Annotated in this window: 12 protein-coding genes; 6 read left to right on the forward strand and 6 right to left on the reverse strand. The window is 70.3% G+C overall.

The features are described 5' to 3' along the window. Positions 1–92: 92 nt before the first annotated feature. Positions 93–1,211, forward strand: coding sequence for a globin domain-containing protein (locus tag HNR40_RS19445; RefSeq protein ID WP_184963235.1), 1,119 nt, complete (start codon positions 93–95; stop codon positions 1,209–1,211). Between the two features lie 4 nt (positions 1,212–1,215). Here the strand turns inward: HNR40_RS19445 and HNR40_RS19450 are convergent, their stop codons facing one another. Next, the gene (locus HNR40_RS19450; protein ID WP_184963237.1) at positions 1,216–1,992 is read right to left on the reverse strand and encodes a helix-turn-helix domain-containing protein; all 777 of its coding nucleotides are present in this window, start codon (positions 1,990–1,992) and stop codon (positions 1,216–1,218) included. A gap of 166 nt (positions 1,993–2,158) precedes the next feature. Between HNR40_RS19450 and HNR40_RS19455 the strand changes: the two genes are divergently transcribed. Both HNR40_RS19455 and HNR40_RS19460 read left to right on the forward strand, forming a co-directional pair. Next, complete coding sequence (locus HNR40_RS19455) at positions 2,159–3,238, forward strand: WD40/YVTN/BNR-like repeat-containing protein (protein ID WP_184963239.1); 1,080 nt, start codon at positions 2,159–2,161, stop codon at positions 3,236–3,238. 3 nt (positions 3,239–3,241) lie between these two features. Beyond that, entirely contained in the window at positions 3,242–3,547 is a 306-nt protein-coding gene (locus tag HNR40_RS19460; RefSeq protein ID WP_184963241.1) for a ubiquitin family protein, read from the forward strand. Between the two features lie 30 nt (positions 3,548–3,577). On the opposite strand, the gene HNR40_RS19465 is transcribed toward HNR40_RS19460, so the two are convergent. The 3 genes from HNR40_RS19465 to HNR40_RS19475 all read right to left on the reverse strand — a co-directional run bounded on the left by HNR40_RS19465 (position 3,578) and on the right by HNR40_RS19475 (position 8,283). After that, the gene (locus tag HNR40_RS19465) at positions 3,578–4,672 is read right to left on the reverse strand and encodes a serine hydrolase domain-containing protein (protein WP_184963243.1); all 1,095 of its coding nucleotides are present in this window, start codon (positions 4,670–4,672) and stop codon (positions 3,578–3,580) included. Positions 4,673–4,733: 61 nt separating this feature from the next. Continuing rightward, on the reverse strand, positions 4,734–5,516 hold the full coding sequence (thyX, locus tag HNR40_RS19470; protein WP_184963245.1) for an FAD-dependent thymidylate synthase: 783 nt from the start codon (positions 5,514–5,516) through the stop codon (positions 4,734–4,736). Positions 5,517–5,631: 115 nt separating this feature from the next. Beyond that, a complete protein-coding gene (locus HNR40_RS19475) occupies positions 5,632–8,283 on the reverse strand; it encodes a M4 family metallopeptidase (protein WP_184963247.1) in 2,652 nt (883 codons plus the stop codon). Between the two features lie 298 nt (positions 8,284–8,581). On the opposite strand from HNR40_RS19475, the gene HNR40_RS19480 reads away from it, so the two are divergent. Both HNR40_RS19480 and HNR40_RS19485 read left to right on the forward strand, forming a co-directional pair. Then, positions 8,582–8,932 (forward strand): DoxX family protein, encoded by a 351-nt coding sequence (locus tag HNR40_RS19480; protein ID WP_184963249.1) that lies wholly within the window; start codon positions 8,582–8,584, stop codon positions 8,930–8,932. A gap of 13 nt (positions 8,933–8,945) precedes the next feature. Next, complete coding sequence (locus HNR40_RS19485) at positions 8,946–9,398, forward strand: MarR family winged helix-turn-helix transcriptional regulator (RefSeq protein WP_184963251.1); 453 nt, start codon at positions 8,946–8,948, stop codon at positions 9,396–9,398. Positions 9,399–9,773: 375 nt separating this feature from the next. Here the strand turns inward: HNR40_RS19485 and HNR40_RS19490 are convergent, their stop codons facing one another. Continuing rightward, the gene (locus HNR40_RS19490; protein WP_184963253.1) at positions 9,774–10,919 is read right to left on the reverse strand and encodes an amidohydrolase family protein; all 1,146 of its coding nucleotides are present in this window, start codon (positions 10,917–10,919) and stop codon (positions 9,774–9,776) included. Between the two features lie 400 nt (positions 10,920–11,319). After that, positions 11,320–13,446, reverse strand: coding sequence for an anthranilate synthase component I (locus HNR40_RS19495; RefSeq protein WP_184963255.1), 2,127 nt, complete (start codon positions 13,444–13,446; stop codon positions 11,320–11,322). Between the two features lie 271 nt (positions 13,447–13,717). Between HNR40_RS19495 and HNR40_RS19500 the strand changes: the two genes are divergently transcribed. After that, positions 13,718–15,160, forward strand: coding sequence for a glycosyltransferase family 39 protein (locus HNR40_RS19500; protein ID WP_184963257.1), 1,443 nt, complete (start codon positions 13,718–13,720; stop codon positions 15,158–15,160). Positions 15,161–15,207: the final 47 nt, after the last annotated feature.

Raw genomic sequence — 15,207 nt, forward strand, 5'->3', positions numbered from 1 at the left:
CGGGGCCCGTCGAGCGCTCGTCACCCGGAGCCGTCAGGGAGGTGAACATCACGACCGGAATGAGATTCCGGCCAAAAAGTGGGGTCAGTTAAATGACGTTGAATCCGCGCCTGGTCAAGGAAAGTTTCTCCGTCGTCGAACCGGTGGCCGACAAAGCCGCCGCCTACTTCTACGGCCGGTTGTTCGCCGAGAGCCCGCACCTGAGAGGGATGTTCCCGCCGGCCATGGACATCCAGCGCGACCGGCTCTTCACCGCCCTCACCCGCATCGTGTGGAGCCTGGACAGTCCGGACAGCCTGGCCTCCTACCTCGGACAGCTCGGCCGCGACCACCGCAAGTACGGCGTGGTGGCCGAGCACTACACCGCCGTCGGCAACGCGCTCCTGGCCACGATCAGGCGCTTCGCCGCCGAGGTGTGGAACACCGAGATCGAGACGGCCTGGGTCGCCGCCTACACCGCCGCCGCCAACCTCATGATCGAATCGGCTTCCGCCGACGCCGGGGTCTCGCCCGCGTGGTGGCTGGCCGAGGTGATCGACCACGAACGCCGGGCCACGGACATCGCCGTCCTCACGCTCCGGCCGACGCAACGCCTGCCGTACACGGCGGGACAGTACGTGAACGTCCAGACGGCGCGATGGCCGCGCGTCTGGCGGACCTTCTCCATCGCCAACGCCCCGCGCGCCGACAACACCCTGCGCCTGCACGTACGCGCGGTGCCGGGCGGCTGGGTGTCGACCACGCTGATCCGGCACACCCGCATCGGCGACACCGTCATGCTCGGCCCGCCCATGGGCACGATGGCGGCCGAGGAGCACGGCGCGCGCGACATGCTGTGCGTGGCGGGCGGCACCGGGCTGGCGCCGATCAAGGCGATCATCGAACACGTCATCGCCTCGGGCCGGCGTCCCAACATCCATCTGCTGTACGGCGCGCGTACCGCGGAAGAGCTCTACGACCTGCCGGATCTGATCAGGATGGAGTCGTCGTTCCCGTGGCTGCGGGTGCTGCCCGTGGTCTCCGACCAGCCGTCGTGGCACGGCATGCGCGGCCACCTGCCGGAGGTGACCCAGCGCTTCCACACCTGGTCCGAGCACGACGTCTACGTCTGCGGCCCGCCCGCGATGGTCAACGAGACCGTGCGCCGCCTGCAGATCGACGGCGTCCCGCTGTCGCGCATCCACCGCGACATCGTCCAGTCGGAGCGGTGAGCGCCTAACGGAAGAACGCCGCCGTCTCCTCGTCGTTGGGCCAGAACGTCTCGATGGCCAGCTCCGACACCGTCACCTCCACGGGCGTGCCGAACGTCGCGATCGTGGTGAACATCGACAGCACGCGCTCCCCGTGCCGCACCCGCAGCGGGAGCAGGATGTCGGCGGGGCTGGGCACGACGGCGACGTTCAGCTCGACGCCGGGGTAGGTGTAGGCGGCGAGTTCGTCGTGCAGTTCCGCCAGGCGGCCGTCGCCGCTGGTCTCCGCCTGGCGGCGCAGCCGGTGCAGCAGGTGGGCGCGTACCTCGGGCAGGTTGAGCAGGCGCCCGCCCATCGCCTCCGGGTGCAGCGACAGCCGCATGATGTTGATCGGGTCCTTGAGCAGGTGGTCGGGCACGCCGTCCATGAACATCCCGGCGGCCTCGTTGGCGGCCACGAGGTTCCAGGTCGCGTCGACGACGACCGCCGGGTACGGCTGGTGCCCGGCCAGGATCTTGTCCAGGGCCCGCCGTACCGCGTCCATCTCGGGGGCGGCGACGTCGCGCTCGCGGAAGACCGGCGCGAACCCGGCCGCGACCAGCAGCCGGTTGCGGTGCCGCAGCGGCACCTCCAGCTCCTCGGCGAGCTTCATCACCATCTCGCGGCTCGGCCGCGCCCGGCCGGTCTCCAGGAAGCTGACGTGCCGGGCCGACACCTCGGCCTCGATGGCGAGGTCGAGCTGGCTGACGCGGCGCCGCTGCCGCCAGGACCTCAGCAGGTCGCCAAAGGACTCTTCATTCATAGCAAGCGCTTCCATAACCCGGAATCTACCGAGCGTGGGGAAGTATCACGATTACCTGGCGGGTAATCGAACGACCTTCGGTACAAATCCCGCAGTCACCGGCGGTACCTGCCATGCCGTGACACGATGGCCGAGAAGCGAACATGCGAACGATGGGAGCTCCGACATGAGTGAGGCCATACTCGCGATCGGCACCCGCAAGGGCCTGTTCCTCGCGCGATCCGGCGACGGCGGCCCGTTCGAGGTCGGCCCGATCCACTTCTCGACCGTCGCCGTGCCCGCCGTGGCGATCGACACCCGCGGCGACACGCCCCGCCTGCTCGCCGGCATCGAGTACGGCCACTTCGGCCCGTCGGTCATGTACTCCGACGACCTCGGCGAGACCTGGCGGGAGGCCGACCGGGCGCCGATCGCCTTTCCGGAGGACAGCGGCGCGACGCTGGAGCGGGTCTGGCAGCTGCTGCCCTCCCCCTCCGAGCCCGACGTGGTCTGGGCCGGGGTGGAGCCGGGCGCGCTGTTCCGCTCGGAGGACGGCGGCGTCACCTACGAGCTCGTCGAAGGCCTGTGGCGGCACCCGCACCGCGAGCAGTGGCAGCCCGGCGGCGGCGGGCTGTGCCTGCACACGATCCTCAACCACCCGACCGACCCGAAGGTCCTCGGCGTCGCCATCTCCACCGGCGGCTTCTACCGCTCCACCGACGGCGGCGCCTCGTGGGAGGCGGCCAACCAGGGCATCCGCGCGCCGTTCCTGCCGGAGGGCCAGCAATATCCGGAGTTCGGGCAGTGCGTGCACAAGGTGACCGTGCACCCCGCGCGCCCGGAACGCCTGTTCCTGCAGCACCACTTCGGCGTCTACCGCAGCGACGACTTCGGCTCGTCGTGGAAGGACATCGGCTCGTCGCTGCCGTCCGACTTCGGCTTCCCGATCGTGGTGGACCCGGCGCGGCCCGACACCGTCTATGTGCTGCCGCTGCAGGCCGACATGGACCGCACCCCGGTCGAGCACCGCTACCGCGTCTACCGCAGCGACGACGCCGGGGACACCTGGCGCCCGCTCGCCGAGGGCCTGCCCGAACCACCCGTCTACGCCACCGTCCTGCGCGACGCGATGACCGCGTCGGAGGCGGGCGTCTTCTTCGGCACCCGCGACGGCTGCGTGTACGGCTCGCGCGACGGCGGCGAGAGCTGGTCGCAGGTGGCCGCGCACCTGCCGGATGTCCAGACCGTCCGGGCGGCGGTGCTCTAGGCGATGGCCAGGCCCGTCACCATGGTGGTGTTCGTGCTCCCCAGCGCCTTCCAGCGGTGGGTCAGCGGCCAGAGCGAGGTGAAGGTCTTCGCCGTGGGCGCCGACCCCGAGACGCCGCCGACGCTCGGCTCGGCGCTCGACACCCTGCGCCGCGTCCATCCGTCGCTGGAGGAACGGCTGCGCGACGAGTACGGCAGCATCCGCCGCCACATCAACATGATCGTGTGCGGCGAGAACGGCCACGGCGTCGGCCGCCTCGACTGCGAACTCCCACCGGGCGCCGAGGTCTACGTCCTGCCCGCCCTCTGACGGCCCTGGTGCCCGCGTACGCGCGGGCACTCAGAGTTTCTCGGCCAGCGTCTCCATGAACGCCGGCCAGGCGCGCCCGCCGGTGTCCACGCCGAAGCGCACCATCACCAGCTTCTTCTCCGGCACCACGTAGATGACCTGCCCGTAGCGCCCGGAGGCGACCCTGGCCGCGCCGCGCGCCCACCAGAAGTACTGGTAGCCGTCGGCCCAGCCGTTCGGGGCGACCACCGGCGTGTTGGGCTCGTTGATCCAGTCGGCGGGCACGAGCTGCCGGCCGTTCCACCTGCCCTGCTCGGCCACGAGCATGCCGAGCTTGGCGAAGTCGACGGCGCGGCCGTTGACGCCGCTCTCCATCTTCTCGAAGCCGTCGGAGGAGTCCAGGCTCCACGAGCCGTCGGCCTCCATCCCGAGCGGGCGCCAGAGCTTCTGCTCCAGGTAGGTGGCGACAGGCACCTTCGTCGTGCGCTCCAGCGCCAGCCCGACCAGCAGCGGGTTGAAGTTGTTGTAGCGGAAGCCCTGGCCGGGCTCGCTCTCCACGCCGGAGTCGTCGATGGCCAGACCGCGCAGGTCGGGACTGTAGTAGGTGCTGGTGTCGTCGCTGAACGGCGTGCCCTCGTCGTCGTAGCGCAGCCCGGAACGCATGCCCATCAGGTGCCGCAGCGTGATCTTCTCGAAGCGCGGGTCGCGCTCGCGCAGCTCCGGCACGTACGCGGTGATCGGGTCGTCCACCGACCGGATCTTCCCCTCGCCCACGGCCACGCCCACCAGCAGCGACAGCACCGACTTGGCCACCGACATCGAGGTCAGCGTGGAGTCGCGGCGGGTGCCGTTGAAGTAGCCCTCGTACAGCAGCTTGCCGTCGCGCACCACGACGAACGCGGTGGTCTGGCCCGCGGCCAGCGCCTGCTCGTCCAGGCCGGGGATCGCCTGCGGCTGCTTGGGCAGCGGCGCCGGGGTGCCCGTGGCCACCTTGCGGAACGGGAAACGCTGCCAGTCGCCGACGTCCGAGTCGCCCCAGAAGAACGCCCTGGCCAGTTGCGAACGGCCGGTGCTGGCCCACAGGCCACCGTAAGCCGCGGCGGCGACCAGCACCAGAACTCCGAGGATGATCAGCAGTCGGCGCACACGCTCATTGTTGGTGCGCCGCCCGCTGACGTAAACCCTTACTCCGCCGGTGATGCAGGGGTCAGACCTTGCGCCAGCCGGGGACCCACGCGCCGTCCTCGACCACGTAGTCGCCGAACAGCGCCGGCGCCTCCTTCTTCATCAGCTCGCCGATGCGCTGGAAGAGCATGCGGATCTCCTCCTCCGCGCCGACCGCCGTGCGCGCCTCGATGGTGTGACGCAGCGTGCGCACGTTCGCCGTCCACACCAGCCCGGTGGCCACGCCCTCGGGGGCGAAGCGCCGCATGAAGGAGGTGCGGTGCTTCTTCTCCGAGAACGGCACGCCCTCCTCGTCGAGGCCGAAGTGCCCGGCCATCCACCCCTGGAACTCCTCCAGCTGCTCCAGCACCGCACTGGCCCGCTTCATCAGCTCGGGGTCCTCGCGGGCCCAGTCGGGGAACCAGAAGGGCAGCTCGGTCAGCCGGACGAACCGCAGCGACTCCTGCGAGATGGCCACGCCGGGCCGGTGGCGGACGAGCTCGTGCGTGAGCACGCGGCTGACGTTGTGGAGCACGAAGCTGAAGCTGACGTGCTCAAGGACCGAGCCGTGGGCGCTGGCCAGGATGTTCTGCAGGTATTCGGTCTGGTCCTTGCGGATGCGCACCACGTTGGGGTTGAGGCCGGGCTCGAAGGAGCGGTAGCACAGCCGCCCGGCGAACTCGGCGAGGTTCTGGGCGTCGAGGTCGCCGCGATCCAGCCGTTCCAGCCACGCCGTGCCGCCCACCTCGCCGAGGTAGCGGGCCAGCTCGTCGTAGTCGAGTTCGGGACGGGCGACGATAAAGACCTCTGGTTCAACGGCGTGCATGGCAGCCCCCCGGCTTGGCGATGTGACGGCCCTAGCAAACCAGGTCCGGGGGTCGGTTCGCGACTTGCCCGCCGTACCTCTGAGTGATGGGGTACGGCGGGCGGCCGGAGAGGTGTCAGCAGCGGCCGGCGGGCCGCTCGCGGTAGACCAGATCGGTGTCTCCGGCGGAGCCGTCGATCCAGGCGGTGAGCGCGCCGTCGCCGGAGTTGTTGGCGAACTGGTCGCCCCTGTTGCAGGAGAAACGGGTCAGCGGCCCGCCCGCGACCGGCAGCTGGAACAACTTGGGCAGGTTCGCGTTGGTGAGCGTGCCGTCGCCGTGCGGGATGACGCCGACGGTGACGACGTCGTCGTTGGCGTCGATGGTGCTGGGCTGCAGCGCCTTCGGCCCGTCGGGCACCAGCCAGGTCAGGCCCGTCCCGTCGCGGTTGGCCCGGACCAGGCCGAAGACGTTGTCGGCGTCCGCGTCGGCGTACCAGACGACGTGCTTGGCGGTGAGCACGGGCAGGACCGACGACGACGGCTCCTGGCCCGTGGACGGAATCTCCGGGAACACCGTCTCGGCGCCGGTGGCCACGTCGTGCACGACCGGCGTGGAGTGCGTCCGCTCGCCCACGCTCCAGATCCGCAGGTACGACAGCTTGCCGCCCTTCAGTTCGGGCTGGATGCCGAGCACGTCGGCGGGCGCGGTGACCTTGACCGGCGCGGCGGCGCCCTTCTTCAGCCACACGTCGATCTCGCCGGTGGTCGTGTCCAGGGAGTCCCAGGCGATGGCGTCACCGGAGGCGGTCACCGTGCCGAGTGGCGTGGACACCTCGGCGACCACCTGCTCGGGGGCGCTGCCGTCCAGCGGCCGGGTGAGGATCCGGTAGTTGCCGGTGTCGCCGTCGAATCCCGCCCACACCGCCCGCCGGCCGTCGATGACCGGGACGAAGTTCCAGTCGTCGTTCTGCGACAGCTTGACCGGCTTGCCGCCCCGGACGCGGCCGGTGAGGATCCAGCTCGGCTCGGAGCCGTCGGGCGAGGAGTTGCCGACCACGTACCTGTCGCCGGCCACGCCCACGCGGGAGCCCGCGTCGCTGACGTTGTCGACCAGCACCCGGCTGTCGGTGCGGATGTCACGCTCCCAGCCGCGCCGGATGCCGTGGCGCTCGAAGGCCAGGGCGATCGTCAGCCGGTCGTGCAGCGACACGCCGAGCGCGCGTGCGGCCGACTCGACGGCGCGCCGGCCGTCGGCGAAGTCGTCGATGGGCGTCATGTACTCCGTCAGCGCCTTGTAGACGACCTTGTCGGCCTTGGCCCCGAGCTTCTCGCGGATGTCCCAGAGCGCGCCGGAGAAGATCGTGGAGTTCAGGTGGACGCCGCCGCCGTCGAGGCTGACGCCGACGCCGATCCAGTCCTTGGCGGCCGAGCGGTCGTCGTCGAGGTCGCGGATGGCGCACTCGCGGGGCGGCAGCGTCTTGCACAGCCGGTCGCCGAGCAGGCTCGCGTCGGGGTGGCTCATCGGGACGCCGAGCGCGTCGACCTCGATGGCGTTGCCGAAGTAGTCGGCCAGGCCCTCGTTCATGGCGCCCGACTGGCCGAAGTAGGCGAGGTTCGCGCTGTTGGTGATGACGCCGTGGGTCATCTCGTGGCCGACGACGTCGAGGCCGGCGGCCAGGGAGTGGTAGGTGGGGCCGCCGCCGCCGTACACCATCTTGGTGCCGTCCCACAGGGCGTTCTCGAACGGTTCGCCGAAGAAGGTGACGTTGACGACGGACAGCATCGAGCCGCCCTTGCCGTCGAGCCCTTCGCGGCCGAGCCCTCGGTAGTACTCGTAGACCTTGCCGGTGCCCCAGTGGGCGTCGGACGCGCCGCTCTCGGTGTGCGCGGGCCCGAAGACGGGCGTGGGCGACTCGGCCAGCTTCGCGCCGGGGGGCACGCCGGGCACGAGGTAGTCGAGCAGATCGCCCTTGTTCGCGTCGTAGGTGAGGATCTCGCCGCTCGTGCCGTTCCACATCGGGCGCGCGCGGTCGCGGGTCTCGTAGACGCTGTCGGCGCGCTGGTAGAGGTTCAGGGGTACGGCCCGGCCGTGCGAGTTGGTTCCGGAACCGGTGGCCGGGCCCTCCATCTGGATCCGGCTGATGGCCTGGAGCGGCTGGCCGGAGTGGGCGTCGACGTAGGCGTCGAAGGCGAGGAGCTTCTTCTTGGCCCGGTCGACGCCGGTCATCGGCAGCTTCCAGGCCAGGCGGCCGCCGGCCCCGCGCGGGACGACGACGAGGCCGCCCTGGCCCGTCTTCATTCCTCGGCGGGCGAGCGGGTCGGTGACGAAGCGCATCAGCGCGATCCGGCCGGCCGACTCGGCGGTCAGCTTGGGCGTGGTGTCCACGCTGAGCTCGGTGAGGAAGCGCCCGCCGGCGCCGGTGACCTGCCGGGCGGCCCCGCTGCCGCGGAAGTGCACGAGGTACTGGCCGCCGAGGACCTCCAGACCGCGGTGCTTCTGGGCGAACCTGACCGCAGTGTCCCGGCCGTCGGTGACGGTCTGGATCGGGGTGAGGTCGGCGGGGTCGAGGTGGTAGCGGGGGTTCTTCAGGTGGTTCTTGGCCGCGGTCGCGAGGTCGCCTTCGGCGGCCGCCTCGGCCAGGCCGCTCACTTCGGCGGGGGCCTCGGTGCCGGCGCGGGGCTCGACCGCCGGCGGGTCGGCCGCGTGGGCCGGGCCCTGGGCGACCAGGGGGATGGCTAACGCGAGCGAGAGGGCAAGAGCCGATGATGTGATGGGACGCCAGGACACGACACCTCCAGGTGTTGCGTAAGTGGTTCTGGCGTCTTGATCATCGCCTCGCCCTGACTTACCGGCGTGTCACGATTCAATATCATCAGTCAGGAAATTTCGCTTTTCTTGGGCATTGCGTAGATGTGTGGGGCGGAGTTACGGCCCCTTGGCCGTCGCGGGCCGCGGGGCGGTCGCCCGGTGATCAGGTTGGTCACGGCACGGACTCGGTTACGGCCGCAACCTCTGCCGAAAGGTTGTCGCTTCAAGTTTTCAGGTCTACAGTCTGACGCACCGTAATAACTTGAAGGGACAACCAATGGACGTGGTGCTCTGGATCCTCCAGATCCTGCTCGCCCTCGCCTTCGCCGCCTCCGGCGTCGGCAAGATGGTCGTGGCCAAGGAGCGGGTCAGGGAGCGCATGCCGTACGTGGACGACTTCACCCAGGGGCAGATCCGGCTCGTCGGGTTCGTCGAGTTCCTCGGCGCGCTCGGCCTCGTACTGCCCTGGGCCACCGGCATCGCGCCCATCCTCACCCCGCTGGCCGCCGTCGGGCTCGCGGTCACGATGGTGGTCGCGGCGGGCGTACACGTGCGACGCAAGGAGAACTTCGCCATTAACCTGGTACTGCTGGCGGTGGCGGTCGTCATCGCCATCGGACGGTTCTGACGCTGGGAGTTCTTTGATCGAGGGCCTCGACACCGACGAGCAGCGCGCCTGGCACGGGCTCATGGCCGTGTTCCTGGTCGGCATTCCGCAGGTGGAGCGGACGTTTCGCGCGCACGGGCTGGTGCACATCGAGTACGGCTTCCTGTGCTCGCTGGAGACCGCCCCGAAACGGCTGTCCGACCTGGCCGCGATCTCCAACGTGTCCATCAGCCGGTTGAGCCACCGGATCAGCAAGCTGGTGGAGCGGGGGTACGTGCGGCTGCGTCCCGACGAGAACGACGGCCGGGCCACGGTCGCCGAACTCACCGACACCGGCCGCGCCCTGATCGCCGAGATCGCCCCGGCCCACGCGAAGGCACTGCGCGAGGTCCTCTTCGACCACCTGACCCGAGACCAGGTCAACGCCCTGGCCGAAGCCATGCAAACGGTCGGCACCAACCTGGGCGCCTGCGTAGACCCCACCTAACCCCACACCCCGCCACTCCTTCCCCGCCCGCCCCTCCCCTTCCCCTCCCCTCCGCGACATCACCCGCCGCAGCCTCACCCACGACCGCTGCCCCCCTGGCCTCTGCCGACCGGGGGCCAGCAGCGCGGGCACCGCATACCAGGGCAGCTCCCACCAGCGCGGGCACCGCTTACCAGGGCAGCTCCCACGCGGGCGTCCCGCCATCCGGGCGTCTGCTCGAAGGAGTCCGCCAGCGGGCCTTTGACCCCGGGGCGCACGCGCTGCCGGTTCACCGCATCAGCTCGGCAGCCCGCCCGCGTGTCCACGCATCCCGGTGGAGCCCGTGTGGTCGGCGGCGCATGTGGGCGCGGGGTTTGGCGCATGTGGGCGCGGGGTTCAGAGGCGGTAGACGCGGCGGGCGTTGCCGGAGCCGATCATGTGGGCGATGCGGGCGCAGTCGGTGGGGTTCCACTCGCCGTCGTCCAGGCGGGCGCGCAGGGTGCGGGCCAGGCCGTGGCGGAAGTAGAGGGCGCCCAGGTGGCAGGTCTCGGCGACGCCGTAGCAGTCGGAGGAGAACATCTGCTTGTGGAACGGCACCAGCTCCAGCAGTTCGGCCATCACCCTGGCCGAACCTGCGGCGGTGTAGGTGAGGGCCAGGCCGACGTCCACGTAGACGTGCGGAAAGACCGCGGCGAGGTAGGCGGCCTGGCGGTGGTAGGGGTAGCAGTGGAGCAGGATGACCGGGACGCCGATCGGCTGCAGAGAACGGATGAAGCCGGTCATCAGGGCCGGGTCGGCCCGGTCCAGGTCCAGGTCGGGGTCACCGTACCCGGTGTGGAACTGCAGGGGGAGGCCGCGCTCGCGGGCCACGTCCACGGCGGTCCAGAGCAGGTGGCGCAGCAGGATCGGGTCGGTCAGGCGCTGCTTCGGGTCGGACAGCCGGCGGTTGGCGGCGGCGATGACCGAGCCTCTGCTCGGGCGGGCGGGGTCGAAGTCGAGGCCGCACCGGTAGGCGACGATGGACTTCAGGCCTACGGCGCGGGCGGCGCGGGCGGCCAGTTCCTCGGCGAGGCTGTCCATGTAGTCGACGGCGATATGGGCGGTTTCTGACACGTCTTGTTCGATCTGCTCCAGGCGGACGATCTCGTCCGCCGCGGCGCCGCCGTGACGTCCCATCTCGGCGGCTGACAGCAGTTCGGGGGACTCCAGGCCCGTGTCCACCAGGAACGCGACGATGCCGGCCGCCTCCAGGAGCCTCCTGTTGACCTCGCCCGCTCCCAGTTCGGCGCGTCTGGCCAGGTAGACGGCGGGTGGGGCGTGCGGTTCCAGGTCGAGCACCGGGGCGCACCATCGGCGGATCGCGGCGCCGACGGGGGTGTCGAAATGAGTGGTGCCGGGGGGCGCTGGGGTGCTGCCTTCGGTGATGAGCAGCTCGAACTGTGCCCTGCTGAGCTCGTCGCGCCTCACCCCGTGGCAGTGGTGGTCCACCAGGGGCGCCTGCAGTGCTTCGCGCACCGCGTCGGGAAGGTCTACGGGGAGCATGCGGGCGAGCCTAGGCGTTCGCGCCGGGCCACACGCCGCGATTCCCGCACTTGTCTCGGCGGCACCGCCCGGGGATGCCCCGATGCGCCCCGTAACGCCGGACCCCTGTTCACCCAGGGCAGAGCCCGTTCCACCCCAACGGCCCAGACAGTCACGAGCCAGGAACCCGTGAGACGTGGGGGCGTGAAAGCCGGGGGGTTCGGACGACCAGGAAGGTCGGGGAGGGAAGGGCGTAGCGGGTGAGTGAGGCAGGCCGTGGGGTGGGCGGACAAGCGCATGGGCGGAGGGGAGCGTGCGTGGACGCGGTGGGGAGGGTGTGCGGGCGCGGTGGACGCGGTGGGGAAGGTGTGTGGGGTGGGTGGGCAGGGATTGAGGAGGGGCTGCCCACCCACCTGTGGGTTTAGCGGCGGGTCAGGCGGAGGACGTTGGCGATGATTTTGGCGCCGGCGTCGCCCTCTGCCGTGAGGATGGACTCGGGGTGGAACTGGACGCCGTAGCGCCGGTTCTCCGGGTCCTCGATGGCCATGACGTTGCCGTCGGGGGTCAGGGCGGTCGGGGTGAAGGAGACCACCCCGGGGCGCTTGGCGTGCAGGGAGTGGTAGCGGGCGGCGGTGAAGGTCTCGGGCAGGCCCTCCAGCAACGCGCTCTCGCCCAGCCGCGAGACCTGCCCGCGCTTGCCGTGCTCCGGGTAGCCGAGCAGCTCAAGTGTCCCGCCGGCGTGCTCGACCATGGCCTGCAGCCCCAGGCACACGCCGAAGACCGGCAGGTTCCTGGAGTACAGCTCGTCGATGAGCGCGGACATCCCGAAGTCGGACGGCCATCCCGGGCCGGGAGACAGGACGACGAGGTCGGGGGCGATCGTGTCGATCATCTGGGCGGGGAAGCCGTGCCGCAGCGTGGTGACCTCGGCGCCCTGCTGGCGGAAGTAGTCGGCGAGGGTGTTGACGAAGGAGTCCTCGTGGTCGACGAGCAGGACCTTCATGCCGAGTCCCGGCTGCTCAAGGGCTGGGGGGACGGGGATGGACGCGGGCTGGTTGACCGCGTCCAGTGCGCCGAGCAGCGCGCTGGCCTTGAGTTCGGTCTCGCGCTCCTCCGACTCGGGGTCGGAATCGAACAGCAGCGTGGCTCCGGCGCGTACGGTGGCCACGCCGTGCTTGATCTGGGCGGTGCGCAGGGTGAGCCCGGTGTTCATGGAGCCGTCGAAGCCGATGAAGCCGATGGCCCCGCCGTACCATCTGCGCGTGGTGGCCTCGTGGTCCTCGATGAACTGCATCGCCCAGGCTTTGGGGGCGCCGGTGACGGTGACGGCCCACATGTGGGTGAGGAAGGCGTCGAGGGCGTCGAACTCGGGGCGCAGGCGGCCCTCGATGTGGTCGACGGTGTGGATCAGGCGGGAGTAGAGCTCGATCTGGCGGCGGCCGATGACCTTGACGGTGCCGGGCACGCAGATGCGCGACTTGTCGTTGCGGTCGACGTCGGTGCACATGGTCAGCTCGCTCTCCTCCTTGACGGAGGACAGCAGGGTGCGGATGGCCTCGGCGTCCTCGACGGGGTTGGAGCCGCGGGCGATGGTGCCGGAGATGGGGCAGGTCTCCACGCGGTCGCCGCTGACGCGCACGTACATCTCGGGTGAGGCGCCGACGAGGTGCTCGCCCTCGCCGAGGCTGATGATGAACTCGTACGGGGCGGGGTTGGACCGGTGGAGGGTGCGGTAGAAGGCGGGCGGGTCGGTGCAGACGGAGTGGAAGACCTGGCCGGGCACGACCTCGAACAGGTCGCCGCGCTTGAACTTCTCCTTGGCCGCCGCCACGACCTTGGCGTAGGAGCCCTTCTCGGGGTTGGGCGGGATCTGGCCGGGGACCACCTGCGGCACCGAGGCGCCGGTGCGCTCGAGGCCGCGGGTGGAGACGCCGTCGACGGTGAACTCGTAGCGGTGCTCGACGCAGGTCTCGCGCTGGCGGTCGATCACGACGAGCCGGTCGGGCAGGTGAAGGACCAGGTCGCGCTGGTCGTCGGGGCGGGTCAGCTCGTGCCGGATCGGTTCGAACTGGAAGGCCAGGTCGTAGCCGAAGGCGCCGTACAGGCCGAGGTGGGCGTCGTCCCCGGCGAAGGCGGCGATCACCTCGCGGATGGCGGTGAAGACGGTCGGGCGGCGGCTGCGCATCTCCTCGGGCAGCAGTTCGTCGCTCTCGGCGACGTGCACCTCGACGCGGTCGGCGGTGGGCTGGGCCACCGGCTTGCCCGCGGCCAGCAGGCAGGTCGCCAGCACGGGCAGCACGACCCTGCCGCGCTCGTTCAGCGCCGTCGCGCTGATGCGCCGCCCTCTGGCGACGAGTTCGACGCACGGGTCGACATAGCCGAAGGCCCACCGGCTGTAGCGGCCTGGGTAGTCCATGCCCGAGGAGAACGCGCCGCCGCGCCGTTCTCCGAGCGCGCTCACGATCTCTTCGAGCGTCTCCTCGGCGACCTCACGTGTCTCCCGCTCGACATGGACGCCACCGGCGGTCGTATATCCGCTCGTCTCCACTGCCTGCCCCTTGCTAACCCAATGAGCCCCGGAGGCGAGACAACAAAGGCCGCCTTCCGGGGCGGCCGTCGTTGAGGAATGCGAAGTACGCGCCGCCTAGAAGGGGCGCCACCACTGGCTCTGCAAGCCGATTCGCATGCAGGGATGTTAACACGCCAGGCCGAGGTCGCGACCATGGCGCGCCCCCTGACGCGGGAGCGGTTCGTGTAAGGGCGGGTTAGGGGCTCGCACGTGGTGACAAGCCCGAGTCAAGCACCTAACTTCAGCGAGTATGGAGCGCGCCTTCGCCTGGCGGCCCGTCACCGCGATCGCTCTCGGCACGGCCGCGATCCTGGTGGCTTTAAGCGGGGCCTACGACTATCACCGCGACGAGCTGTACTTCCGCATGCTCGCCGAGCATCCGGCTTGGGGCTACGTCGACCAACCTCCGCTCACCCCGATGCTGGCGCGTGCCGCCATCGGGGTGTTCGGCGACACGCTCACCGCCATCCGCATCCCCGCCGCCGTGTGCGCGGCGGTGCTGCTGGTGCTGGTGGCACTCATCGTCCGCGAGCTCGGCGGTGGCCGGTTCGCGCAGATCCTGGCCAGTCTGGGGGTGGCGACGGCGGGATTCGTCCTGATCGTCGGCCACTCGCTGCTGACGCTCAGCGTGGACCTGCCGCTGTGGGCGGCGGCCATCCTGTTCATCCTCAAGGTGCTGCTGCGCAACGAGCCCCGCTGGTGGCTGGCCGCCGGCGCGGTGATCGGGGTGGCGACCTACAACAAGCATCTGATCGCGCTGCTGGTCATCGGCCTGGCCGTCGGCCTGCTCGCGGTGGGTCCGCGCCGGGTGCTGCTCAGCCCGTGGTTGTGGGCGGGGGCGCTGATCGCGGTGCTGCTGGCCGTACCGAATCTCGTCTATCAGGTGACGAACGGCTGGCCGCAGCTGAAGATGGCGGCGGCGCTGAGCGCCGACAAGGGCGCGGAGATGCGCGCTCTGTTCCTTCCGATGCAGGTGCTGCTGCTCGGCCCGGCGGCGGCGGTGGTCTCCGTGTTCGGGTTCGTGCGGCTGTGGCGCGACCGGCGGGTGCGGGCGCTGGCGGTGGCCTATCCGGTGACCGCCCTGCTCACGGTGCTCAGCGGCGGCCGTCCCGACTACATCACCGGGCTGATGGTGCTGCTGTTCGCTGCGGGCTGTGTGGGCCTGGAGGCGGCGCGCCCGCGCTGGCGGGTGGCGGGCACGGCGGCGCTGGCGCTGGTGGCGGCGGGCAACCTGTTCATCGCGCTGCCGATCCTGCCCGTCAAGGAGGTGGCGCAGACGGTGATCCCGGAGGCCAACCAGGTGGTCCGCGAGTCTCTGGGCTGGCCGAGCTTCGCCACGCAGCTACGGACGGTGTTCGACAAGCTGTCGCCGGAGGACCGCTCGCGGGTGATCCTGCTGATGGGCAACTACGGCAACGCGGGCGCTGCCGACCGTGCGGGCCTGCCGCGCGTCTACAGCGCGCACAACCAGTTGTTCGAGTACGGCCCGCCCCCCGAGACCGGCACCGTGGTCATCGCGGTCGACGTGATCCGGTGGGCCATGAACAAGCAGTTCACCAAGTGCGAGGAGGCCGGTGAGATCGACAACGGCCTCGACCTGGACAACGAGATCCAGGGCATGGTGATCTTCGTCTGCAGGGGCCTGAAGATCCCGTGGCGCGACGGCTGGCGCAACTTCCACCATTACTCGTAGAAAACCCGAATTACCACTTTGACTCTTGCCAACTTGACTGTGTCGAA

The sequence above is a fragment of the Nonomuraea endophytica genome, assembly GCF_014203235.1.
Classification (GTDB): domain Bacteria; phylum Actinomycetota; class Actinomycetes; order Streptosporangiales; family Streptosporangiaceae; genus Nonomuraea; species Nonomuraea endophytica.